Annotated in this window: 16 protein-coding genes; 9 read left to right on the top strand and 7 right to left on the bottom strand. The window is 59.3% G+C overall.

Annotation, left to right across the window (positions count from 1 at the left end):
- Positions 1 to 9 precede the first annotated feature (9 nt).
- A complete protein-coding gene (locus M5G18_RS03710; protein ID WP_273899349.1) occupies positions 10 to 777 on the bottom strand; it encodes an AraC family transcriptional regulator in 768 nt (255 codons plus the stop codon).
- Between the two features lie 112 nt (positions 778 to 889).
- On the opposite strand from M5G18_RS03710, the gene M5G18_RS03705 reads away from it, so the two are divergent.
- Positions 890 to 1,705, top strand: coding sequence for a sulfite exporter TauE/SafE family protein (locus tag M5G18_RS03705; protein WP_273899350.1), 816 nt, complete (start codon positions 890 to 892; stop codon positions 1,703 to 1,705).
- Between the two features lie 63 nt (positions 1,706 to 1,768).
- A complete protein-coding gene (locus M5G18_RS03700; protein WP_273899351.1) occupies positions 1,769 to 2,965 on the top strand; it encodes a hypothetical protein in 1,197 nt (398 codons plus the stop codon).
- Between the two features lie 3 nt (positions 2,966 to 2,968).
- Here the strand turns inward: M5G18_RS03700 and M5G18_RS03695 are convergent, their stop codons facing one another.
- The 5 genes from M5G18_RS03695 to M5G18_RS03675 form a co-directional block, all read right to left on the bottom strand.
- On the bottom strand, positions 2,969 to 3,955 hold the full coding sequence (locus M5G18_RS03695) for a hypothetical protein (RefSeq protein WP_273899352.1): 987 nt from the start codon (positions 3,953 to 3,955) through the stop codon (positions 2,969 to 2,971).
- A 168-nt stretch (positions 3,956 to 4,123) separates the two neighbouring features.
- Positions 4,124 to 4,837 (bottom strand): HNH endonuclease, encoded by a 714-nt coding sequence (locus M5G18_RS03690; protein ID WP_273899353.1) that lies wholly within the window; start codon positions 4,835 to 4,837, stop codon positions 4,124 to 4,126.
- 114 nt (positions 4,838 to 4,951) lie between these two features.
- Entirely contained in the window at positions 4,952 to 5,482 is a 531-nt protein-coding gene (locus tag M5G18_RS03685; protein ID WP_273899414.1) for a BRO-N domain-containing protein, read from the bottom strand.
- A 347-nt stretch (positions 5,483 to 5,829) separates the two neighbouring features.
- On the bottom strand, positions 5,830 to 7,080 hold the full coding sequence (locus M5G18_RS03680) for a ribonucleotide-diphosphate reductase subunit beta (RefSeq protein ID WP_007951068.1): 1,251 nt from the start codon (positions 7,078 to 7,080) through the stop codon (positions 5,830 to 5,832).
- Between the two features lie 554 nt (positions 7,081 to 7,634).
- Positions 7,635 to 7,895, bottom strand: coding sequence for a DUF2790 domain-containing protein (locus tag M5G18_RS03675; RefSeq protein ID WP_085709715.1), 261 nt, complete (start codon positions 7,893 to 7,895; stop codon positions 7,635 to 7,637).
- A gap of 463 nt (positions 7,896 to 8,358) precedes the next feature.
- Between M5G18_RS03675 and acs the strand changes: the two genes are divergently transcribed.
- The 7 genes from acs to argR all read left to right on the top strand — a co-directional run bounded on the left by acs (position 8,359) and on the right by argR (position 16,292).
- Positions 8,359 to 10,314: an acetate--CoA ligase gene (gene acs / locus M5G18_RS03670; protein WP_007951065.1), complete on the top strand. Its 1,956-nt coding sequence runs from the start codon at positions 8,359 to 8,361 to the stop codon at positions 10,312 to 10,314.
- 734 nt (positions 10,315 to 11,048) lie between these two features.
- On the top strand, positions 11,049 to 11,822 hold the full coding sequence (locus M5G18_RS03665; protein WP_007951064.1) for an ABC transporter substrate-binding protein: 774 nt from the start codon (positions 11,049 to 11,051) through the stop codon (positions 11,820 to 11,822).
- A gap of 91 nt (positions 11,823 to 11,913) precedes the next feature.
- Positions 11,914 to 12,603, top strand: coding sequence for an ABC transporter permease (locus tag M5G18_RS03660; protein ID WP_007951063.1), 690 nt, complete (start codon positions 11,914 to 11,916; stop codon positions 12,601 to 12,603).
- Positions 12,600 to 13,298: an ABC transporter permease gene (locus M5G18_RS03655; RefSeq protein WP_007951062.1), complete on the top strand. Its 699-nt coding sequence runs from the start codon at positions 12,600 to 12,602 to the stop codon at positions 13,296 to 13,298. The genes M5G18_RS03660 and M5G18_RS03655 overlap by 4 nt, the downstream gene beginning before the upstream one ends.
- A 1-nt stretch (position 13,299) precedes the next feature.
- The gene (locus M5G18_RS03650) at positions 13,300 to 14,412 is read left to right on the top strand and encodes a succinylglutamate desuccinylase/aspartoacylase family protein (RefSeq protein WP_179694044.1); all 1,113 of its coding nucleotides are present in this window, start codon (positions 13,300 to 13,302) and stop codon (positions 14,410 to 14,412) included.
- Between the two features lie 23 nt (positions 14,413 to 14,435).
- On the top strand, positions 14,436 to 15,200 hold the full coding sequence (locus tag M5G18_RS03645; protein WP_003227281.1) for an ABC transporter ATP-binding protein: 765 nt from the start codon (positions 14,436 to 14,438) through the stop codon (positions 15,198 to 15,200).
- Between the two features lie 111 nt (positions 15,201 to 15,311).
- On the top strand, positions 15,312 to 16,292 hold the full coding sequence (gene argR / locus M5G18_RS03640) for a transcriptional regulator ArgR (protein ID WP_085709719.1): 981 nt from the start codon (positions 15,312 to 15,314) through the stop codon (positions 16,290 to 16,292).
- 48 nt (positions 16,293 to 16,340) lie between these two features.
- Here argR and M5G18_RS03635 read toward each other — a convergent pair whose 3' ends face one another.
- Positions 16,341 to 24,038, bottom strand: coding sequence for a dermonecrotic toxin domain-containing protein (locus M5G18_RS03635; protein ID WP_273899355.1), 7,698 nt, complete (start codon positions 24,036 to 24,038; stop codon positions 16,341 to 16,343).
- Between the last annotated feature and the right edge of the window lie 19 nt (positions 24,039 to 24,057).

The raw sequence follows: 24,057 nt of genomic DNA, 5'->3' as shown, positions 1-24,057 counted from the left end.
TGATTTGCCCTAGTTCGCCGCCTCCAACCAGACGGACGGTGCCTGACCGAGGATCCGACGGAACATCGTCGAGAACGCCGCCGGGCTGTCATAGCCGAAATCCAGGGCGATTCGCGTCACCGTTTCACCCGCCGCCAGGCGTGCCAGCGCCAATACCACGCAGGCGCGCTGGCGCCATTGACTGAAACTCAGGCCGGTCTGCTGACTAAACAGTCTGTTGAAGGTGCGTAAGCTTACGTGCAGCTGATTGGCCCAATGCTGGGGTGATTGGTGGGCATTCGGTTGATGCAGAAAGGACTGACACAGTTCGAGCAGTCTTCCGTCAGACGGCAGCGGGATATGCAACGGCAGCGGAGCACTGCGCACTAATTCATGCAGCAACAAATCGATCAACACACCGTCACGCCCGGCCAGGTCATAGGTCAGCGGCAGCTCCACTGCTTCCATCAGCAAGTGCCGCATCAACGGCGACACACTGATCACCTGGCAACGCTCACCCAGATCCACCGCCCCCGGCTCGATATACAAACTGCGAGTGCTGACCCCGAGCATCAACACCTCATGCGCCACCCCCGGCGGAATCCATACCGCCCGCTGCGGCGGCACCACCCAGTTGCCATCATGCGTGCTGACCTGCATCACCCCGGTCGCGCCGTACAACAATTGCGCCCGCCGATGCGTATGACGTGGCAATAAATAGCCGTGGGAATAATCCGTACCGATCGCCACCACCGGGCGCGGCGTGTCATCCAGCAGATTGATCGAAACATTGCGCATCGAGCGGCACCCAGCAATTGGCGTAAACGCAAACATTATTGGCTGACTTGCTGAAGCAGGCCAAGCGCCGCCGCTCTATCGTCGACCGCTCCCCAACAACGGACGACGCGCAATGTTCTACCTCGTGCTGACACTCTTCGGTTGCCTAACCGGCGTCACTGCCGTGCTCTTCGGATTCGGCGGCGGCTTTGTCGTCGTGCCACTGCTGTACCGCATGCTCACCGCGAGCCACGGCGCCGACGACCCGGTCAGCCAATCCGCCATGCACATCGCCGTCGCCACCTCGACCTGCGTGATGATCGTCAACGCCCTGGTCGCCACCGACAAACATCGCCGCGCCGGCAACCTGATCCGTGATTACCTGTGGCCCTTGGGTGGCTTCATCGGGTTGGGCGCGGTCGTCGGTGCAATCGCAGCGGTGTGGGTCAGCGGCGAAGTCATTCGTTACGCCTTTATCGCCTATCTCGGCGTGACGATTGTCGACTGTCTGTTGCGACGCGGATTTCTTACGCAGTCCGAAGGCGCCATCCCACGGCGATTGGGAACGCTGGAAACGTCCGGCGGCGGTGTAGGCATTGGCGCCATCGCAACCTTTCTCGGTGTAGGAGGAAGCGTCATGACCGTGCCGTTATTGCGGCGTTGCGGGTTGAGCATGTCGCAGGCGACGTCGATGGCCAACCCGTTGAGCGTGCCGGTGGCGCTGGCGGGAACGCTGACGTACATGGTGATGGCGGGGTTCAGCGAGACAAAACTCGGGCCATGGTTTGTCGGGTATCTGGATCTGCTGGCGTTTGCGGTGCTGACGCTGGGCTCGATGCTGGGGATTCGAATGGCCACACGGTGGATCGGACGGATACCGGATCGGGTGCATGCGTGGGTGTATATCGCGCTACTCATCGTCGTGATGCTGGGCATGACACTGAAGTAGCACCTCGATTCCTGCGCGCATCCTCTGCATACTCCGCAGCCTTATTCACTCAGGGATCGATCCATGCTCAAGGGACTGTTGCGCCTGGCGCCATATGCCGCCGCGTTGTTTTCACTGCTTTCCACCGCTCAGGCTGACGACGGCAGGCGTGTGTTCACCGGCACGTTGGGCAAGACGCCGATTGTGGTCGAGCTCAACACCCAGCAGCAGGACGAAGTGACCGGCCGCTACTTCTACGAGAAGTACCACCGCGATCTGCCCCTCAGTGGTGCGTTGCAGGACAGCACGCTGACGCTGGTCGAAGGCAACAATCGTTACGGCGACGACAAGCCTTTGCCGACTCTCAAGCTGGAAGAAACCGCCAACGGTTGGCAGGGTGAATGGCAAAACCCTCAGGGCAAAAAGCTTGCGGTGCAACTCTCCGAGGCGAAACTCGCAGCGCCGACCTCCACCACGTTGCCCTTCATCGCCACGCTGCCCGCCAGCGAACCGTACGAATATCTGCGGCTACAGGGGCTCAAGCTCAAAGCCACGAAGAAAGAAAACTTCATGGGCTACACCCTGCAATGGTGGACGGAGCCCGAGTCGAAGATTGCCTTGTTTACCGTGGAGTCCGGCCTGCCGAAAGATGACCTGCAGCGGGTCAACCAACAGTTGCTCGGGCGTTTGTGGAACGAAGTCATCAGCTATCACGGCTGCCAGTTGCAGGGCGGAGAAAACGTCGAGTTCATGCAGCAGGCACAACCGCAACTGATCTCGCCGGCCGTGGTCAGCCTGAACATCTCGACCAGTTATTACTGCGGCGGCGCGCATCCGGACTTCGGCGATTCGCCGCTCAACATCGACGTGAACACCGGCCATTCATTGTCGCTGGAAGATGTGTTGTGGGTAGGCGAGGGCACACCTTTGCTGCACGCCGAGCGCGACAGCCTGGGCGATCAGCCGCTGAACGAAAAAGAAAGTGCAGCGCGCTCGACTTACCAGCGCGAAGTGCTGGTGCCGTGGTTGGTCAAACAACTCACCGCGCTGTACCCCGAGGAAATGAAGAAACCGGCGGAGGGCGATGAAGACAGTTGCGACTACACCGATGAAAGCATCTGGAGTTATCCGTCCTGGCACTTCACCCCGAAAGGCCTGTACCTGGGCGCCTACTTCGCACGCGTTGCCCGCGCCTGCGATGCGCCGGACTGGTCAGTCCTGCCGTACTCCCTCATCAAACAACACTCCGGCGCCGTCAAACTGCAACTGCCCCAGAACTAACCATCACGCCAGACCCGGCGCTTCACGAATAATGAAGTGATCCAGGTTCTCGATATTGGCATTGAAGACCTCGAAAGGCTTTTCGGGGTTCTTCTTGCCCGGCACGTGCTTCAACTCCGGCGTCACACCATAGAAGAAGCAGAACAACTCCTTGTCGCTGTCAATCGCGTGCTTGATCTCTTCCAGAAACGCCTTGCGCTTGCGGTAGTTGTCGATCAGCTTCTTGTTGAGATAAACACTGACCGGATAAGGCTTCTTCTTGCTGTCATCCGGCTTCTTGAACCAGACCTTGTCCTCGAAATCGATCCGGAAACTGGCGCTGTGGAAGTCCTCGATCTTCTTGATCCGGCCCCAATAAATCAGCCCCTTGTTGTCCATCAAATACTCGATCTTCTTGAAGAACGAACTGTACGGCGCCGTATGCTCGCCAATCTTCAACGGCATGCGCTTGAGCAAATCCTTGTCCGCGAAGTTCGACACAAAACACTCCACGGGGTGAGCGAAGACACTGGTCTTGTCCGGCGCCGTCTCCCGACTCGGCGATTCTTTTGAGGGGCTAGTCGCCACCCGCACCGGATCATCCCGCAACACATCCGCCGCCCCCGCAGGCGCGGCAGGCTTGCGCACATACTCACGACGCGTCAGCAACAACTCCGACGGAAAATGCTCCTCCCGCCCGTCATCCGATTCCCCATCCGCCGCCTCAACCCCCGACGCCGACGTCTTCAAACTCACATACGGACAACCCGCCACATGCTGCGTGCCGGGCAGATTCTTGAAGTGCGGCGTGCGCACGTAATTCACGTTCTTGGCGTTGAACGTACCCAACTCGTTGGAGGCATCGAACGCCGAACGACAGGCGTCGTTGGGGCACTGGAAGTGTTCCTTCGCAGAATCGAACGCCACCGTCTCATCGAAATTGAGATCGCGAACGTCATAGATCGACAGTTTGTCGTCGAGGCTGAGGCAGTAGGCGAGGTCGAATTTCATGGTGGGGCTCGGGTCCTTGAGTGGGGGAGGGGTATTAATAGCGGGTGGTGGGGTGGGTTGCACTGATTGTTTTCGGGATGATGCAAAGTCTGTGTGAGTGAGCCAGCTCCCGCTGGGCCGCGAAGCAGCCCAAAAGTCAGCAAGCGCGATTAGTCAGATAAACCGCGATTATTCCCTTTCGAGTCTTCCAACGTTGTCATACAGCCAAGCAGTGAAAGCTTCTCTGTCATCCGAATGGTGGCAACGTTGGTGACAGTTGGGACACAGCGCCACGACATTCGAAGGCTGGTCCGATCCTTCTTGCGACATATGCTTTACGTGATGAACTTCAAGAAACGGTTTTCCATTTTTCTTAAATGGCGCTTCTTCGCCACAACCTTCGCACTTCCCATTGGCTTCCTGACGAACCCAGCCCCTCAATTCGGGATCACGAAAGTAAACCTTTCTGGTGGACGTCGTTTGGAGAGGTGTCTTTATCCCTTTGGGGACGTAATCAAATTGCGTTCGCTCAAATTTGTCTGCGCGTTGTTCCAGTAACGCTTCGTCCGCAGTTGGATCAGAATCTTCAAGCGTCAGAACGGTGGAGTCATCAAGTGCTTTACGGATGCTACGCGCTACATTCGCACCAACATTCTTGGCAGGTTTGTAGCCTTCAATTCGCTTTCGACCTATTTCTACCAACACGGTAGAAATGTTCTGCATCCGAAATTCGACAGAACCCTTCGTCCGGCCGGCGAGTGGGCCTTCACGCAGAATGCGATTTTCCTCAGTCTTGACGAATTTTTGGCCGCTCTGCTCACGCGCCAGCATCTTGAGGTAGGCATCGACCGCAGCCTGAATCTCTACGTCACTCCAATCGCTATTAGTTTTTTCCGTATCCATACAATCGCCGAGGGTTGAAAACCCTCGGACGATACTGAGTGGCCATCACCGATGTCTACGAAAATTCCTACAGAAAATAACGACGGATCTCGCGAAGTCCTACAACCACCATCACTAGCCCATGGAATGCCTCGAAGACTGAAACACCTGCGCAACCTTTCTCCACCAAGGCTTCGCCGGTGTCCGTCGTTGCGTCTGATCGTTCAGCAGATAAGGCATATCCCGCAGCCGAATCCAGCCTTCATCCTGCCAATGCAGCAGGCTCAACGACATCTCCGGCCAATCCAACAAACTCAACTTCGGCCGATCTGAATTTTCCGAGTGTTCTGCATCACGCAAGGCCGGCACCACCTGCAGAGTTAACCATTCCCGTAACAACCGGTTCCCCGGGACGTAGTGATACACCAGTAGCGCATACACACCGGACTCGCTGAGCATCAGTTGCTTTTCGGGTTGCCGAAAATACTCAATCCACAAAACGCGACGTTGATCCTTATCTAGCTTGTTGACCATGCGTTCGCATAGATGGAAACCCATCAAGCGGCCGACATCGCGGGCGCAGAACCACGTTTGGTTTTCGAGCAGAAGGGCGTGTAGTGCGAGGTTGTGACGCGAGAAGACTGTTACAGAAAAAGGATCGGGCATATCCATTACCTCTACGTTTAGATTTTTGGAGGGCCTGACCCCAACGTAGAGTGGACTTAAGAAATCCCAACGAGCGAGGCAGCTCCACTGACGACATGTGCGTCTGTGTGACTGGCCAAGCTTTCTACGTTGGGTGTTTCTTAGGCACCTGCAATTGAGCTTAGAGGTGCTTGCAGTTGGCTTCAATGCGAAGCGGCTGTAAGTGCTGTAGGAGATTGAGCGCTGTAACGTAGGGACGTAAAAGTACAAACAGCCGCAAATAAAAAAGCCCCGATCAAATCGGGGCTTTTTGCTTTCTCAATTCGACGAGTCAAGAAGCAATCGTCAAATCTTGTCTCGCGAGACGTTTAGTCCCAGCTCAGAGCACCACCAGTTTGGTATTCGATCACACGAGTCTCAAAGAAATTCTTCTCTTTCTTCAAGTCCATAATCTCGCTCATCCAAGGGAACGGGTTAGTGGTCCCTGGGTACTCTTCCTTCAAACCGATCTGCGACAGACGACGGTTAGCGATGAACTTCAGGTAGTCCTCCATCATCGCCGCGTTCATACCCAACACACCGCGAGGCATGGTGTCACGCGCGTATTCGATTTCCAGTTGAGTGCCTTGCAGGATCATCTGCGAAGCTTCTTCCTTCATTTCGGCGTCCCACAGGTGTGGGTTTTCGATTTTGATCTGGTTGATCACGTCGATGCCGAAGTTCAGGTGCATGGATTCGTCGCGCAGGATGTACTGGAACTGCTCGGCGACGCCGGTCATTTTGTTGCGGCGGCCCATGGAGAGGATCTGGGTGAAGCCGCAGTAGAAGAAGATGCCTTCCAGAACGCAGTAGTAGGCGATCAGGTTGCGCAGCAGTTCTTTGTCAGTTTCCACGGTGCCGGTGTTGAATTCCGGGTCGGAGATCGCGCGGGTGTATTTCAGGCCCCAGGCGGCTTTTTTCGCGACCGACGGGATCTCGTGGTACATGTTGAAGATCTCGCCTTCATCCATGCCCAGCGATTCGATGCAGTACTGGTAGGCGTGGGTGTGGATCGCCTCTTCGAACGCCTGGCGCAGGATGTACTGGCGGCATTCCGGGTTGGTGATCAGGCGGTACACGGCCAGGGCCAGGTTGTTGGCAACCAGCGAGTCGGCGGTGGAGAAGAAGCCGAGGTTGCGCATCACGATGCGGCGCTCGTCGTCGGTCAGGCCTTCCGGGTTTTTCCAGAGGGCGATGTCGGCGGTCATGTTGACTTCTTGCGGCATCCAGTGGTTTGCGCAGCCGTCCAGGTATTTCTGCCAGGCCCAGTCGTACTTGAATGGCACGAGCTGGTTGAGGTCGGCGCGGCAGTTGATCATGCGCTTTTCGTCAACGGCGACACGGGCGGCGGAGCCTTCGAGTTCGGCGAGGCCTTCGGCAACGTCGAGGGAATCCAGTGCAGCCTTGGCGCGGGCCACGGCGGCCGAGTCTTCGGCGGTCACGGCGCGAGCTTCGAGGGCGGCGGCACCGCCGGCGCTGTCGAGGCGGTCCATGTTGGCTTCGCTAGCGTGGCCGGCGTTGGCGCCTTTCACTGCTGCTACTTCACTGTCTTCTTTGTCGAATTCGTCCCAGCTCAGCATGACGTGTCGTCTCCTGCGTGAGGGCCTGTGCCCGTGTGAAAACTGATTGGTTGGTTTTTCACACGGCCGTACAGGCCGCGTTGGATGTCGTTTTTTGCAGCGGTGCTACGCAGGCAATAAACAGAAAATTTTTACGGGTTTCCGAGAGCCTCTGACGGGCGCAGGTCAGCGTTGTCGCTGCTGCGGGGCTTCAGAATGGCTTTGATCCCTGTAAGGGAATATTGCTGACCCGATTGGGCGGCATTATAGGGAAAAAAACACGGGCGTGGGGGAGGGCGAAACAGCGCAGGGCGGTCGAGCGCGGGGAGGATTTCGATCGGAGCGAGGGTTTACAGGGCTTTCGCCGGGATTGGCCCCGGAGAAAATTTTTTCATTAATTTTTCTGCGTGTGATTGGTTGCTCAAAAAACGAGCAAAAAACCGCGTTTTTCACTATATCTTGTGTTTTGCAAGCCTTTTACGTCACTTCAAACACAACTGAGCCCGACCGAAGCCGGGCTGGAATCGACCCTCGATGTTGCGCTGAGTGATCCGATTCGGTGCAGTCTCAAACCATCAATTGGTGCAGCCGTTACCCATCACGCTGTAACGCAGGATGTGGCGCTGGCCGGTGGAGTCGTCGTACTCCATTTTCATCGGTACCACTTCGCAGACATTCGGAACTTCGCTCATCGATACAACTTTGGCGATGTCCAGGTGAGTGGAGTAAGTGTATTCCTCGATGGCCGGTTGTTGCTGTGCGACATCAGTCGGGACCTCGTCTGCCATGGCGGTTGCGCACAGACTGCTGAGGGCCAGAACCAATAAAGCTTTCATTTGAAATTTACCTTCTTGAGGTCGAGTGGGGTCACGCAACCTTTTTGGGGTTGCGTGTGGAGCTTCATCGTTTGGGTTTGTTACTTAAGAGCTGGATTAACGGCCTTCGTGGGGGCTGTAACGTTGTTAATCGCTTTGCCTTGTCGGCGAGGTGAATTTTAGGGAGGCGGGGTAGGGGTAAACAGACCCGGTTTTGATAAACACCTTTGGCAGATTTGGTAACAATCGCTGGATATTGTGTTGGTAGTACTTTGGCTTTCCTGAAAGACCGCGTCGCCTGAATCGCTGGCAAGCCAGCTCCCACAAGGGCTGCGAAGCATTTCGACAAGGTATTGGCAGCGTTCCTCCGGGGTATCTGGATGTTTTGTAGGGGCTTGTTACTACCATCGTCGAATGGTTCTATACGGGCGCCCCGGCTACAACAGGGTCATACAAAAACAACTATTACACCGAGGTAGGAAAGATGAGTGCGGCTTCCCTGTATCCCGTTCGTCCCGAGGTTCTGGCCAATACGCTGACCGACGAGGCGACCTACAAAGCCATGTACCAACAGTCGGTCGTCAACCCTGACGGCTTCTGGCGCGAACAAGCCAAGCGCCTCGACTGGATCAAGCCTTTCACCACGGTGAAACAGACTTCGTTCGACGATCACCATGTCGACATCAAGTGGTTTGCCGATGGCACCCTGAACGTTTCCTACAACTGCCTCGACCGTCATCTGGCCGAGCGCGGCGATCAGGTCGCCATCATCTGGGAAGGCGACGATCCTTCCGAAAGCCGCAACATCACCTACCGCGAACTGCACGAACAAGTGTGCAAACTCGCCAACGCCCTGCGTGGTCAGGACGTGCACCGCGGCGACGTGGTGACCATTTATATGCCGATGATCCCCGAAGCCGTGGTCGCCATGCTGGCCTGCACCCGGATCGGCGCGATTCACTCGGTGGTGTTCGGCGGTTTCTCGCCGGAAGCCCTGGCCGGTCGCATCATCGACTGCCGCTCGAAAGTGGTGATCACCGCTGACGAAGGCATCCGTGCCGGCAAGAAGATTTCCCTCAAGGCCAACGTCGACGACGCCCTGACCAACCCGGAAACCAGCAGCATCCAGAAAGTCATCGTGTGCAAGCGCACCGGCGGCGACATCAAGTGGAACCAGCATCGCGACATCTGGTACGAAGACCTGATGAAAGTGGCGGGCACCGTCTGCGCGCCGAAAGAGATGGGCGCCGAAGAAGCGCTGTTCATCCTTTATACCTCCGGCTCCACCGGCAAGCCGAAGGGCGTGCAGCACACCACCGGCGGCTATCTGTTGTACGCGGCCATGACTCACGAGCGCGTGTTCGACTACCGTCCGGGCGAAATCTACTGGTGCACCGCCGACGTCGGCTGGGTTACCGGTCACTCCTATATTGTGTACGGCCCGCTGGCCAATGGCGCGACCACGCTGCTGTTCGAAGGCGTGCCGAACTATCCGGACATCACCCGGGTGGCTAAGATCGTCGACAAGCACAAGGTCAACATCCTCTACACCGCGCCGACCGCGATCCGCGCGATGATGGCCTCCGGCACCGCCGCTGTTGAAGGCGCGGACGGCAGCAGCCTGCGTCTGCTCGGTTCGGTCGGCGAGCCGATCAACCCGGAAGCCTGGGACTGGTACTACAAGAACGTCGGCAAGTCCCGTTGCCCGATCGTCGACACCTGGTGGCAGACCGAAACCGGCGGCAACATGATGAGCCCGCTGCCGGGCGCTCATGCGCTCAAGCCAGGTTCGGCCGCACGTCCGTTCTTCGGTGTGGTGCCGGCGCTGGTGGACAACCTCGGCAACATCATCGAGGGCGAGGCCGAAGGCAATCTGGTGATTCTCGATTCGTGGCCGGGTCAGGCGCGCACCCTGTACGGCGACCACGACCGTTTCGTCGACACCTACTTCAAGACCTTCCGTGGCATGTACTTCACCGGTGACGGCGCCCGTCGCGATGCCGATGGTTACTACTGGATCACCGGTCGCGTGGACGACGTGCTCAACGTGTCCGGCCACCGCATGGGTACTGCCGAGATCGAAAGCGCGATGGTCGCTCACCCGAAAGTCGCCGAAGCGGCGGTGGTCGGTGTGCCGCATGACATCAAGGGGCAGGGCATTTATGTCTACGTCACCCTGAAGAATGGCGAAGAGCCGAGCGAGCAACTGCGCCTGGAACTGAAGAACTGGGTGCGCAAGGAGATAGGGCCGATTGCTTCACCGGACGTGATTCAGTGGGCACCGGGGCTGCCGAAGACCCGTTCGGGCAAGATCATGCGCCGCATCCTGCGCAAGATCGCCACGGCCGAATACGAAGGCCTGGGCGACATCTCCACCCTGGCCGATCCGGGTGTGGTGCAGCATCTGATCGATACGCACAAGACCATGAACGTCGCGTAAGCGGCGGGTCTGAAGCCTGAAAAGCCCCGTCCGGCATTACGCCGGGCGGGGCTTTTTGTTGTCTGTGGTTTGTGGGTCGCCAGTGCCGGCCCCTTCGCTGGCAAGCCAGCTCCCACAGGTTTTGTGGTGTGCTGGAGGTTGCGGGAGCAACGAAGATCCCTGTGGGAGCTGGCTTGCCAGCGAAAGCGGTTTTTCATGCAAAGCTGCAACCCTTTGATGGAACAAAAAATCGGCAGCCAATAATTATCGAATTGCTCCGTCAGTCCATTCCCACTGTTACCCGTCCGCCTTCAAGTAACTGAATGTGTAACCGCCTGCTCCGCAACGGGGCGTCCGGAAACGCATTGCCCCGTTTTCGGGCCTCAAAACCCCCGGTGAAAAATAAGACATAACCCCGCGCTTGCCGGATTAGAAGGGTTTGCGAATAATAGGCCCGCAATTTGCAGTATAGATCGGTTCACTGTCTTTCGCTCTTGCATGAAATTGCAGGGCTGTCAATGTGCTCAAGCGGGTTTCTCGATGCATCTGTAATTAGTTGTCGCATTGAAGAAATATCGGCTTCGGGCCTGTCGTTAGAATGCCGATCACTCGCTCGTCGTGGCTCGTGTTGAAATCGCTGACGGTTTCAATGGGAAATTTCCCACGGATGCAGCACCGCTTTTCTGTTTCACCCATTCGCATATTGGGCTGTCGCTCACTCTGCCGTTTTTGCCCTTTACCGATGGAGTCCCAAGATGAAGAAACTTGTGCTGCTTGGCGCCCTGGCACTGTCCGTGCTGTCCCTGCCGACATTCGCCGATGAAAAGCCTCTGAAAATCGGTATCGAAGCGGCTTACCCTCCATTCGCCTCCAAAGCGCCGGACGGCAGCATCGTCGGTTTCGACTACGACATCGGCAACGCGCTGTGCGAAGAGATGAAGGTCAAGTGCCAGTGGGTCGAGCAAGAGTTCGACGGTCTGATCCCGGCACTGAAAGTGCGCAAGATCGACGCGATCCTGTCGTCCATGTCGATCACTGACGACCGCAAGAAGTCCGTGGACTTCACCAACAAGTACTACAACACCCCGGCCCGCCTGGTCATGAAAGAAGGCACCGCTGTCAGCGAAGGCCTGACCGAACTCAAGGGCAAGAACATCGGCGTGCAGCGTGGTTCGATCCACGAGCGCTTCGCCCGCGAAGTCCTGGCCCCGCTGGGTGCCGAGATCAAGCCGTACGGCTCGCAAAACGAAATCTACCTCGACGTGGCCGCCGGCCGCCTCGACGGCACCGTGGCGGACGCTACGCTGTTGAATGACGGCTTCCTGAAAACCGACGCCGGCAAAGGCTTCGCGTTCGTGGGCCCGGCGTTCACCGACGTCAAATACTTCGGCGACGGCGTAGGCATCGCAGTACGCAAGGGCGACGCCCTGAAAGACAAGATCAACACCGCCATCGCGGCCATCCGCGAGAACGGCAAGTACAAGGCAATCCAGGACAAGTACTTCGACTTCGACATTTACGGCAAGTAAAGACGTCGCTCGACCCGTCCGAAATGGCGCAAGCAACAGGATCTCTGCGGTTTGCGCCATTTTTTCATCCCAACTTTCGAGGACCTGAATCATGTTGAAAGGCTACGGGGCTGTCATCCTCGATGGCGCTTGGCTGACGCTTCAGCTCGCCTTGTCGTCCATGGCCCTGGCCATCGTTCTCGGGCTGATCGGCGTCGCGTTGCGCCTGTCGCCGGTGCGCTGGCTGGCGTGGCTGGGCGATCTGTATTCCACGGTGATTCGCGGGATTCCCGACCTGGTGCTGATCCTGCTGATCTTCTACGGCGGTCAGGACTTGCTTAACCGCGTCGCACCGATGCTCGGCTATGACGACTACATCGACCTGAACCCGCTGGCCGCCGGTATCGGCACCCTCGGCTTCATCTTCGGTGCGTACCTGTCGGAAACCTTCCGCGGCGCGTTCATGGCGATCCCCAAAGGTCAGGCCGAAGCCGGCATGGCGTACGGCATGAGCAGCTTCCAGGTGTTCTTCCGCGTGCTGGTGCCGCAGATGATTCGTCTGGCGATTCCGGGCTTCACCAACAACTGGCTGGTGTTGACCAAGGCCACCGCGCTGATTTCCGTGGTCGGTCTGCAAGACATGATGTTCAAGGCCAAGCAGGCGGCCGACGCCACCCGCGAGCCTTTCACCTTCTTCCTCGCAGTGGCGGCGATGTACCTGGTGATCACCAGTGTCTCGTTGCTGGCGCTGCGTCACCTTGAGAAGCGCTACTCGGTAGGCGTAAGGGCGGCTGATCTATGATCTTCGACTACAACGTCATTTGGGAGGCCCTGCCGCTGTACCTCGGCGGTCTGGTCACCACCCTCAAGTTGCTCGCGCTGTCGCTGTTCTTCGGTCTGCTCGCGGCGTTGCCGCTGGGGCTGATGCGTGTATCCAAGAACGCTGTGGTCAATGGCGCAGCCTGGCTCTACACCTACGTGATTCGCGGCACGCCGATGCTGGTTCAACTGTTCCTGATCTACTACGGTCTGGCCCAGTTCGAAGCCGTGCGTGAAAGCTTCCTCTGGCCGTGGCTGTCCAGCGCAACGTTCTGTGCGTGCCTGGCGTTCGCGATCAACACCAGCGCCTACACCGCCGAAATCATTGCCGGCAGCCTGAAGGCCACGCCGAACGGTGAGATCGAAGCCGCGAAGGCCATGGGCATGTCGCGCTTCAAGATGTACAAGCGCATCCTGCTGCCATCGGCCCTGCGCCGGGCGCTGCCGCAGTACAGCAACGAAGTGATCATGATGCTGCAGACCACCAGTCTGGCGTCCATCGTGACCCTGATCGATATCACCGGCGCGGCCCGTACCGTCAACGCGCAGTTCTACCTGCCGTTCGAGGCGTACATCACCGCCGGCGTGTTCTATCTGTGCCTGACCTTCATTCTGGTGCGCCTGTTCAAGCTGGCCGAGCGTCGCTGGCTGAGCTACCTGGCCCCGAGGAAGCACTGATATGGAACGCATCGACCACGTTCTGCCGTGGAGCCACCTGGGCAGCGAGCGCCGGATTTCGGTGTTCCGCTTCGGGAGCGGCGAGCGCAAGGCCTACATTCAGGCCAGCCTCCACGCTGACGAACTGCCCGGCATGCGCACCGCCTGGGAACTGAAAAAACGCCTCGGCGAACTCGAAGCCAAGGGCCTGCTCAACGGCGTCATCGAACTGGTGCCGGTGGCCAACCCGCTGGGTCTCGGTCAGTTGCTGCAAGGCAACCATCAGGGTCGTTTCGAGGCCGGCAGCGGCAAGAATTTCAACCGTGATTTCGTCGAGCTCAGCGCCCCCGTGGCCGCTACGCTTGAAGGACAACTCGGTGATGATCCGCACGCCAACATCCGTCTGATCCGTCAGGCGATGGCCGATCATTTGGCGGCATTGCCTGAGGCCAGCAGCCAGTTGCAAGGCATGCAGCGCATCCTGCTGCAACACGCCGCCACCGCCGATGTGGTGCTGGACTTGCATTGCGACTGCGAAGCCGCGCTGCACATGTACGCCTTGCCGCAGCACTGGCCGCAGTGGCGTTCGCTCGCCGCGCACCTGGATGTGAAGGTCGGCCTGCTGGCGGAAGATTCCGGCGGCAGCTCGTTCGATGAAGCCTGTTCGCTGCCGTGGCTGCGTCTGTCGCGCCTGTTCCCGGACGCGCAGATTCCACTGGCGTGTCTGGCGACCACCGTTGAACTCGGCGGTCAGGCCGATACCACGCCGGCGCAGGCCGAAGCCTGGGCCGAAGGCATTCTGGCGTTCCTCGCCGAGCAGGGACTGATCCGTGGCGAGTGGCCAAGCGCGGCGCACGAACCGTGCGAAGGCATGCCGTTCGAGGGCACTGAATTGCTCCTGCCGCCGCATCCCGGCGTGGTGAGTTTTCTGCGCAAGCCCGGCGAGTGGGTTGAAGCCGGTGACAAGATTTTCGAAGTGATCGATCCGCTGTCGGATCGGGTCAGCACGGTGTGTGCTGGTACGTCCGGGGTGCTGTTTGCCATTGAGCGGCTGCGTTACGCCCAACCCGGTTTCTGGCTGGCCAAAGTGGCGGGGCGCGATGCGCTGCGCGACGGCCCTTTGCTCAACGACTGACTGTTTTTGTGAGAACCGACCGCATGTACAAACTTGAAGTCCAAGACCTGCATAAACGCTATGGCAGTCACGAAGTGCTCAAGGGCGTTTCCCTGAAAGCGGCCGCCGGCGATGTGATCAGCATCATCGGCTCCAGTGGCTCCGGCAAAAGTACTTTCCTGCGCTGCATCAACCTGCTCGAGCAGCCGCACGCGGGCAAGATCCTGCTCAACAACGAAGAGTTGAAGCTGGTGGCGAACAAGGACGGCGCGCTGAAAGCCGCTGATCCGAAACAGCTGCAACGCATGCGTTCGCGCCTGTCGATGGTGTTCCAGCACTTCAACCTGTGGTCGCACATGACCGCGCTGGAAAACATCATGGAAGCGCCGGTTCACGTGCTGGGCGTGTCCAAGGCCGAAGCCCGCGAGAAAGCCGAGCACTACCTGAACAAGGTTGGCGTGGCTCATCGTAAGGATGCGTTCCCGGGGCACATGTCCGGTGGCGAGCAGCAGCGTGTGGCGATCGCCCGTGCGTTGGCGATGGAACCGGAAGTGATGCTGTTCGACGAACCGACTTCGGCCCTCGACCCGGAACTGGTCGGCGACGTGCTGAAAGTCATGCAGGCCCTCGCTCAGGAAGGCCGGACCATGGTGGTGGTGACACACGAAATGGGCTTCGCCCGTGAAGTGTCGAACCAGCTGGTGTTCCTGCACAAAGGCGTCGTCGAAGAAAGCGGCAACCCGCGTGAAGTGCTGGTCAATCCGCAATCGGAACGTTTGCAACAATTCCTCTCGGGCAGCCTCAAGTAATCGCTCCCGTTATGCACCAAATTAGGTCATGCTGCGCAGCGCGCCAGATGGTCTAATTTGGTTGCAGCCGATTTCGGTTTTTCCCTCTGTTTACGTTTCGGATCGCCCGCCATGACTGCCCATCGAATTGGTTTCCTGATTTGGCCCAGCACTAAAGCTCTGACTTTGGCGCTGGCAGAGGAGGCCTTGCGTGTTGCCCAGCGTGTGCATCCGGACGTGGTTTACGAGTTGTCGTTCCTGCAGGCCGAAGCACCGACCGAAGGTGAATGGCAGCTGCCCGGCGAACCCTGGGCCGGCAAACTCGAAAACTTCCAGAAACTGTTCCTGCTCGCCGATGAGCCACCGACCACGCTGGCGCCGGCACTCAGCAGCGCGCTCAAGCAACTGGTGCGAGCCGGTTGTGTGATCGGCGGTCTGTCGGCCGGTGTGTACCCGCTGGCGCAACTCGGTCTGCTCGACGGTTACCGCGCGGCGGTGCACTGGCGCTGGCAGGACGATTTCGCCGAGCGCTTCCCGAAAGTCATCGCCACCAGCCATCTGTTCGACTGGGATCGTGATCGCCTGACCGCGTGCGGCGGCATGTCGGTGCTGGATTTGCTGTTGGCGGTGCTGGCCCGTGATCACGGTGCTGAACTGGCCGGTGCGGTTTCCGAAGAACTGGTGGTCGAACGCATCCGCGAAGGTGGCGAGCGTCAGCGCATTCCGTTGCAGAACCGACTCGGCTCCAGCCATCCGAAGCTCACCCAGGCGGTGCTGCTGATGGAAGCCAACATCGAAGAGCCGCTGACCACCGACGAAATCGCCCAGCACGTGTGCGTGTCCCGTCGCCAGCTGGAGCGGATCTTCAAGCAATACCTCAACCGTGTGCCGAGCCAGTACTACCTGGAACTGCGCCTGAACAAGGCCCGGCAGATGTTGATGCAGACCAGCAAGTCGATCATCCAGATCGGCCTGTCGTGCGGGTTCTCCTCGGGGCCGCATTTCTCCAGCGCCTATCGCAATTTCTTCGGCGCCACGCCGCGGGAAGACCGCAACCAGCGGCGCAGCAGCAGTCCTTTCGAACTGTCGTCGGTGCCGCCCGAGCGCGGTTGATCCCACGTCAGTCACGCCATGGCAACGGCTGCCATGGCGTTGTTTCGATCAGTCTTCAATTTCCATATCAGGCGGCATGTGCGGCGGTCGCGGCGTGCCCTCGATGCCGATGATATTCAGGCTGTTTCCGGTCTGGTGATAGTAAGTGCGGATCCGCATCAGGCTCTGTGCCGATAATGGATTGTTGCGCAGGTCGTAGCGGTCGCCGACTGTGGCCGGGACTTCCAGCAGTTCTTCCGGTACTTCAGTGATGGCGTTGCCGGACAGGTCAAGCTCGTTCCAGTGCAGGTTTTCCAGTACCCCTCTGGGGATCTCGGTGATTCCGGTATCGCTCAAGTCAAGGTCAGTCAGGCTGTGCAGGTTGCTGACGTCGGGAGTCAGTCGCAGCGGGTTGGCGCGCAGGTTGAGCACTTCCAGTTTGTCCATGCCGGCCAGTCCCGCGACCGAGCGCGGTGTCAGGCGGATTTCGCAGTCCGGCAGGCTCAGTGCACACAGGCGATTGAGGGTGAAAATTTCCTTGGGCAGATGGCCCAGATTGAATTGGCGAATGGCCAGGCTGTCGAGACTCGGGAATGCTTCAAGGAATCGCCCGAGCGTTGAATCACCATCACCGGTCAAAAACAGGTCGGGTACATGAAGGAATTGCGCTCCCAGCGTCGGCAGTTCGCCGCTGAAATTCACCGAGTAGCTGAAGCCGTAACTCTCGAGGCTTGAGTCCTCAAGCGGAATGTTGCGCCAGCAGGTCAGCAGCGCTTCGGCGAACTTTCCGCGCATTCGCTCCTGATACTCGCGCGCATCGCCGGACAAGGCTTCACCGCTGAGCGGGTCTGGCGCAATGTCGCTGCTCCAGTGGGCGAGGCTGCGGGTCAGCTCGCTCAGGGCCGACTCCAGGCGGGCTATTTCGCTGCGACCATCAGCCAGGGAACCGGTCAGGCGATAGATCCAGGTGCTAGCCTGTTCATTGTTCAGCGCGGGATACAGCGTCTGCACCCGTGCACGATCCGCGTCCTCGGCAAGCACCCCGAGATCACCGCCAGTGCGTCGGAAATAGTCCTTGACCCGCTCGCGTGAGGCCGGGCCGAGCGGGTTGTTGCCGAAGTCATAGCCGTTGCCGCGGTCGGCCGGCAGACTGAAAATCTCCTCGGGGATCTCACTGATACGGTTGTTGTTGAGGATGACGATTTCCAGCTCCGGATGATTGATCATTCCGACAGGAACCTCGGCAATAGCGGTGCCGGCCAGGTCGAGATAATCCAGTTCCACCATGGCGCTGATGTCCGGTGTGCGACCTAATGGATTGTTGTACAGGTCGAGTTTGTTCAGGCGCGTCAGCGAAGCAAGGGTGGCGTGGCCCTCGGCGTCGAGGACGACTGCGCAATTGCTCAGCACCAGGCTCTCCAGGGCAGGCATGCGGCGCATTGAATCCGGTATTTGCTGCAATCCGAGATCGCGCAATTCGAGGGTTTTCAGATCGGTGAAGGCACCGAGGAAACCATCGCCAGCGCGCAGTTGGGCATTGCCGGTGATCGACAGCGTGGTGACATGGCTGAAATCCGCGCCGAGTGCTGGCAACTCGCCGATGAACGGCAAGTTGAGAATGAGTCTGTCGGATCGCATTTCAGGACGTGATCGGGAGCGTTCGCGCCAGAGCGCCTGCAGATCCCGAATACACTGATCGCGACCGCTGCGTTCCACGGTTTTTTCGTCTTCCGTCAGCGCGGTGCCGGTGGAAGGATGGCGCTCGGGAATATCCGTGGCCCAGCGCTTGAGTGCGTCCTCCAGCCGTTGCCATTCGGTTTCCCAGTCGCCGAGCCGCAGGCGCCCTTGATCGAGAGTGCCCGGCAGCAGGTACAGCACGCGATTGGCCTGTTCGGTGTCCAGCGCCGGGAATAACAGGCGCACGCGATCGATGTCGGCCTGAGGCATCGACACGCCGAAATTCTGCCGATTGCGCTGGTAGCTGGTCTTGATCCGCTCGCGAGTGGCCACAGACAGCGGGTTTTCGCCCAATGTGAATTGATTGGGTGACAGCACCGGGAGACTGAACAGACTCTCGGGCAGTTCAGTGATCCGGTTGTGTTCGAAATTGGCCATGATCAGGGTCGGGTGTTCGACCAGACCGTCCGGCAGGTGAGTGATCCCGGTGTCGATCAAGCGCACGTGGGTCAGCGCTGTCAGTGTTTGCAACTGCGGTGTGGTGCCCAGCGGGTTATGGCTCAGGTTGAGAAAGTGCAAGCGGGTCAGCGCTGACAGGCGGGTCTGGGTGTCATCGGTCATGACCAGTTCGCAATATTCCAGGACCAATCGCTCCAGTGCAGGCATGCGCTCGCACGCCGGGGGCAGTTGCCCCAGTTTGAAGTCATGCAGTTCCAGGTGGCGCAGACCGGTAAAGGCTGAAAGGAAAGCATCGACCCCGCTCAGGGTCGGGTTGCCGTCGAGGGTCAGTTGGGTGATATGGCTGAAATCTGCCGACAGGGTTGGTAGCTCGCCGATAAACGGCAGGTCCGTCATGAAAATGTTGCCTCGCTCCGTGGGCTTCTCGGCAAACCGGAAGCGCCACAGCTCTTCGATCCGTCGGGCAAAGATTTGTCTGTTGCTCTGCATTGCGAACAACTGCCGGGGGTTGAGCGTTTGCCCGCTGCCTGGGTGAATGTTTGGCCCTGCCTGCGCCCACTGAGCGAGGTCGGCGGTCAGCTGACGGATTTCTGTCTGCCAGTGGCGCAGTTGGCTGCGGCTCTGTTCCAGTGAGCCCGGCAGACTGTAAAAGACGTCACTGGCGTCCTGCGTATCGAGGTCGGGAAACAGCTGCTGAGTGGTTTCGATATCCGCCGGGTCAGCGAGTACGGCGAAATCCTGGCCGGTCTCGCGGTTGTATTGTTTGATCCGTTCACGGGCGGCGAGACTCAACGGGTTGTTCGACAGGTCGTAGCCGTCACCGGCCTCGGCGGACAGTTCGAACAAACCCTCGGGCAGTTCAGTGATCTGGTTGTCGCTGAGGATCGCGGTCTTGATGCGCGGGTGGTCGAGCAGGCCGGGCGGGATTTCCAGCAGGCCGGTGCGCGACAGATCGAGGTAGGTCAGCGCACCGAGGGTTTGCAGCTCGGGTAATAGTCCCAGAGGATTGCCCGGCAACTCCAGCGATTCGAGTTTCGGCAGCACGGCCAGTGCCGTCAGCGCCTCGGCATCGAGCCTCACACCACAGTTATCCAGCACCAGCGCTTCCAGCACCGGCAGATCAGTGAGGGTCCGGGCCAGTTGATCAACCTCGCTGTTGCGCACAAACAAGCGCTTGAGTCTGGGGAAGCTTCTGAGGAACGGTGCGTTGCCGCGCAGCCCCTTGTTGCCGTTGAGGGTCAGCGAACTGATGTGGCTGAAGTCGGCGCTCAGCTGTGGCAGGTCACCGATGAAGGACGCTTCGACGGTCAAGACGTCGGCCCTGACATGGGGGTGAATCTTCGAGCGCTGACGCCACAGCCGCTGAAGTGTGGCTGCGAACGTTTCACGTGCATCCTGCTCGGTGAAGCGCTCGTTAGCCTCCAGTGTTGCGCCACTGACGGGGTCCCGGTCGGGGGTGTCCCGGGTCCAGCGGGCGAGTTCGGCGCTCAGCGTGGCCAACTCGGATTCCCACGCCGTCAGTTGCAAGCGACCCTGAATCAGTGAGCCGGGCAGGTCGTAAATCAGTCTGCTGGCCTGGCTCTCGTCGATATCCGGAAACAGGGCTCTGGTGCGGGCAATATCAGCCTGTTCGGCTCGAACACCGAAATTGAGCCCCGTGCGGGTGAAGTAGGTTTTCACTTGCTCCCGCGCGGCGGCCGATAGCGGGTTGCCGGAGAAGTCATACCCGGCAGCGGTGGTGGCTGAAAGCTCGAACAGCGCCGCCGGAAGCGTATCGATCTGGTTGTCGGTGAGCCACGCGCTTCTGATTTGCGCATGCCCGATCAAACCGGCCGGCACCTGGGTAATGCCTGTGCGGGACAGGTTCAGGTAAGTCAGCGACGCCATGGAGGACAGGTCGAAGCTCATTCCCAGCGGGTTATTTTTGAGGTCCAGTTCGACCACGTTGTCGAGTGAAGTCAGCAATGCCCGGTTACCCTCGGTGAGGGTGATTGCACAGTTGCGCAACCGCAATTGGCGCAGGGTGTGCAGGTTGGAAAGGCCTTGAGGCAAGTTGTGCAGGTCAAAGTTCTGCAGGCTGAGACGGGACAATCGAGGGAAACGACTGATAAAGGCCTCGATACCTGCCGACGTTCCGCTGCCGTTCAACTCCAGGCTGACGACGTGACTGAAATCGGCCGCCAGCACCGGCAAATCGCCCAGCAATGGCTCGCTCGAATGCAGGCGATAGCCAAAGCGCTCCGCCGTCTCGCGGCGCCAGCAATTGAGCAGTGCGCGCGCGAACAGTTGTCGGTCACGTCCCGCGGCTGCCCGTCGGGCGGGAGACAGTTGTTGGCCGGTTGCAGGATCGACCGGTAACTCTGTGAGCTGCCATCGATCAAGGTCAATTTCCAGTTGAGCGTATTCGAGGCGCAGGCGTGACAGTTCGGCAATCGGGTTCTGCGGATGGTTTTGCAGCTGCAGCACCATCGCCTGCTGGCCTTCTTGTGTGATGCCGGGGAAAGCATCGCGCACCCGTGTTTCCAGGGTGGGCGGTGAGTCGTTGGGCGGCAGATTGCGTGAGTAACCATCAGCGCCGAGCAGGCGCAGTGTGTCGACGGCGATGGGTGGCGTGGATTCGACCTCCAGGGCGAGTCGCAGGTTGTCGCGTGGCAAAGGATTGTCGCGAATGAGTCGTCGGAGTTTTTTCCCTTCGCCGATTTGCAGGCTCAGGGCCTGACGCTGCGTGTCGGGCAGGGCTTGCAGCACACTGGTGTAGAAGTCCGTCGGGCTGTGCAGTTCCTGTCCGGCCTGGTCGAACGGCTGCCAGTTGCCATCGGGCTGGCGTACCAGGATTTTCACCACTGCCGCCCCTGCGGGTCCTGTGGTGTCGAGCTTGTTACCCGCGAATGACCGGTCGCGCACTTCGAGGCTCACGGTATTTGACCATCCCGGTAACAGCGGCAGGCTGTGAAGCGCCAGTGTGTCGGAATCCGGGTTATGCACCGAGTCGAGTTCCAGGCCTTCATAGGCACGGGTGATGCGCAGTTCGTACAGGGCTGTTTCAGAGAGCTGCTGCTGACGATCCGGAAGGACGCCTTCACCCAGTTGCAGCAACTCGGTTCCGGTGGCGGTGTGAATGAGTTCTTCGGTGATTCTGGCAGGCAGTCCGGGCACGTGTCTGGCCACCTGTTGCACCAACGGTGCATCGCGATGCTGGCGCGACTGATAGCGTTGTTCGAACAGGGCCGGGCGCTGTTGCCCGGCAATCTGCGCGAGTCGGGTGCGCAGTTGCCGGCTGCGTGCATCGAGGGCGATTTTTTGTCCGAATCCTTCATTGAGCAGGGTGTTGATTTCGCTCTCGTCGAGGCTCGACAGCAGTGTCTTGAGCAGATCGCTGTCAATCAGCTGTTCAAGGTGAATGTCGGCGAGCGGCAGTTGCTCGTCATCCGAGGACTGCCAGACCGTTTTGTCCTCTGCATCGATCAGGCGCAGCCGTCTGGTGGCCGTCCACAAGCCCTGTTCGTTGAGCAACTGGAGCTGGATCAACGGATCGGCCTTTTGATAAATCGCCGGATCGTTGCTGCTCATCTGTTCGATGAACGTTTGCAAAGCCTGATCAATCTTGAAGCGCTCGATGGTATCGCCCAGCAGTGGGGGTACACGCTCCTGATTCAGGTGCATCCTGCGCAGTCCGTCTTCGCTGAAGCCGCTGACGCGCAGAATCCGCTCGCGCTGTGTCGGTGTAAAACGCTTCATGCTGTGACCGATGCGCCGCAACACCGTGGCGCGATCCCATTGCAGCGGGTTTTCCAGTTCCGTATGAAACGCCCCCTCGCCGTTATGCCGCACGATCGGCTGATAGGCATCGGTGCGGGTGGGGTGTTCGATGCGCCATTTGCCGGAGTGCTCGTGATCGTTGACGACGAAGTGAGTATCTTCGATCGGCACCAGCCTTTTGCCTGCGTGCAGCTGCACGCCTTGTGCATCGACCCTGGCGCTTGCCGGCGGCGCCAGATTGCTCGCGTATGGCTTCAAATCGGGTTTCCAGTACAGGGTTTTACCGTTGCGCAGTTTCACCGGCTGGAACCGATCCATGAACGCCACCACTTCGGCCGGCAAGACCTTGGGCAGTTCGGCCATGGCGATGCCGGTGCCAATGCCGAAAGCGCCGAGCTGGACCAGCGACTCCAGTGCCGAGAAGAAATGTTCCCGGGCTTCGGAGGTCTGCCCTTGCGCCCAGTCGATGACCGATTCGAACACTTCGTCGAGCAACTGATAGCTGATGTACGCCATCATCATTTCGCCGAGAAACGGCACGAACGGCAGGACCACGAAGGAAGCGATTTCGACGATCGTGCCTGCGATCCTGACCCACGAGTCCCAGAGCGCCCAGCGGGCATTGCGATCGACCATGGCAGTGGGGACCGCAATCACGGCGGCATCGTTGAGGATCTTGTTCAACTTGCGTTGATAGAGCTGTTCCCACAGTTCGCCGGCAATGGGCGTGGTCGTCAATTGCAGGTCGGGTTTTTCGATGGGGACTTCTCGCCAGGGCGGCAATTGGCTGCCGGCCTGCGGCGGGTGATATTTCATCTCGCTCAGGCGCTGCTTGAGTTGGCCGAACAGCTGTCCGCGCTGTTCATGGGCGACGAAGCGGCTGAAGAAATTCTGGTAGTCCGTCATCCGCAATTGTCGGATCAGTTCTGTCGCGAATTCGCCGCTGGAGCTGTATTGCCTGATCGGATGCTCGGGGTCGTCCGGTACGTATGCCACCACGGCAACTGCGCTACCGGCACGCTCCAGGTCGGGGGCGAATATCACGATTCCGGTCAGGGCGACCGACATCATGCTCAAGTCGTGGCACAGCATCGCCTGGCCATCGATCTGCACGTTTTGATTGCCATCGAGCAGACTTTCGATCGCTTGCAGGTTCGCCTGTTCGATATCGCCGTTCATCCGCGCCATTTTCAGCGCTGCGCGCAGAGCGGCCTGTTGCGCGGTGTTGACCTTGTGCCGCAACACGGCTGCGGCGACCGGGGCAGCCAGTGCAAGTTGCTCCTCCAGATAGGCTTTGTAGCGCGCGCCGATGTCCAGTTCGCGGCACAGACTGGCGAAGACTGCGATACCGAGCTTGGCATTGATTGGTGCCAGCACCTGGAATTGCCCGCTGGTGGACGGTGCAGTGATGAACGAGGAGCCGCTGGCGTAGGCATCGGGGGCGGTCTCCCCGACTTCGAAGTTGTGCAGCGCCGCGTCCAGCAAGGACACGGTCCAGGTCCGGGTGCCGGTGCGAATGCCAGCCGCTGTGACGGGAATGTACAGACGCAGGAAGGTTTGCCTGACGTCCAGATCCAGCGCGAAACGTGACTTCAGGGCCGCGGTGAGAATCGGTTCGGCGAAGGCCGCGGGGTTCTGCACCTTGTCCAGCACTTGATCGACGGCGTTCTGCGCGGTCATCTGGCTGCCAATGGCACTTCTGAGCGCGTCGTGCTGCGCGCGCGGAGCGGTTTTGAGCGGGGTGCTGAGCGGCTGTCGATGGTTCTTCAGGGCCTCGCGGCGTCTGGAGGAAGCTTTGCCCAGCCATTGCGGGATGGCTTTGACCAGCGGTTCATAATGCGCAGCTGGATTAAGCGCGGTCGGCACAGACATCGTTGGCGTCCTTGAGCGT

Source organism: Pseudomonas aphyarum (genome assembly GCF_028657055.1).
In the GTDB taxonomy this organism is placed as follows: Bacteria; Pseudomonadota; Gammaproteobacteria; order Pseudomonadales; family Pseudomonadaceae; genus Aquipseudomonas; species Aquipseudomonas aphyarum.
The sequence above is the reverse complement of the archived record's forward strand: the minus strand, read 5'-3'. Positions and strand labels throughout refer to the sequence as shown.

Bases quoted from the DNA above. Each gene is read 5' to 3' on its own strand.
- M5G18_RS03710 (WP_273899349.1), bottom strand. From the start codon at position 777: ATGCGCAATGTTTCGATCAATCTGCTGGATGACACGCCGCGCCCGGTG.
- M5G18_RS03705 (WP_273899350.1), top strand. From the start codon at position 890: ATGTTCTACCTCGTGCTGACACTCTTCGGTTGCCTAACCGGCGTCACT.
- M5G18_RS03700 (WP_273899351.1), top strand. From the start codon at position 1,769: ATGCTCAAGGGACTGTTGCGCCTGGCGCCATATGCCGCCGCGTTGTTT.
- M5G18_RS03695 (WP_273899352.1), bottom strand. From the start codon at position 3,955: ATGAAATTCGACCTCGCCTACTGCCTCAGCCTCGACGACAAACTGTCG.
- M5G18_RS03690 (WP_273899353.1), bottom strand. From the start codon at position 4,837: ATGGATACGGAAAAAACTAATAGCGATTGGAGTGACGTAGAGATTCAG.
- M5G18_RS03685 (WP_273899414.1), bottom strand. From the start codon at position 5,482: ATGCCCGATCCTTTTTCTGTAACAGTCTTCTCGCGTCACAACCTCGCA.
- M5G18_RS03680 (WP_007951068.1), bottom strand. From the start codon at position 7,080: ATGCTGAGCTGGGACGAATTCGACAAAGAAGACAGTGAAGTAGCAGCA.
- M5G18_RS03675 (WP_085709715.1), bottom strand. From the start codon at position 7,895: ATGAAAGCTTTATTGGTTCTGGCCCTCAGCAGTCTGTGCGCAACCGCC.
- acs (WP_007951065.1), top strand. From the start codon at position 8,359: ATGAGTGCGGCTTCCCTGTATCCCGTTCGTCCCGAGGTTCTGGCCAAT.
- M5G18_RS03665 (WP_007951064.1), top strand. From the start codon at position 11,049: ATGAAGAAACTTGTGCTGCTTGGCGCCCTGGCACTGTCCGTGCTGTCC.
- M5G18_RS03660 (WP_007951063.1), top strand. From the start codon at position 11,914: ATGTTGAAAGGCTACGGGGCTGTCATCCTCGATGGCGCTTGGCTGACG.
- M5G18_RS03655 (WP_007951062.1), top strand. From the start codon at position 12,600: ATGATCTTCGACTACAACGTCATTTGGGAGGCCCTGCCGCTGTACCTC.
- M5G18_RS03650 (WP_179694044.1), top strand. From the start codon at position 13,300: ATGGAACGCATCGACCACGTTCTGCCGTGGAGCCACCTGGGCAGCGAG.
- M5G18_RS03645 (WP_003227281.1), top strand. From the start codon at position 14,436: ATGTACAAACTTGAAGTCCAAGACCTGCATAAACGCTATGGCAGTCAC.
- argR (WP_085709719.1), top strand. From the start codon at position 15,312: ATGACTGCCCATCGAATTGGTTTCCTGATTTGGCCCAGCACTAAAGCT.
- M5G18_RS03635 (WP_273899355.1), bottom strand. From the start codon at position 24,038: ATGTCTGTGCCGACCGCGCTTAATCCAGCTGCGCATTATGAACCGCTG.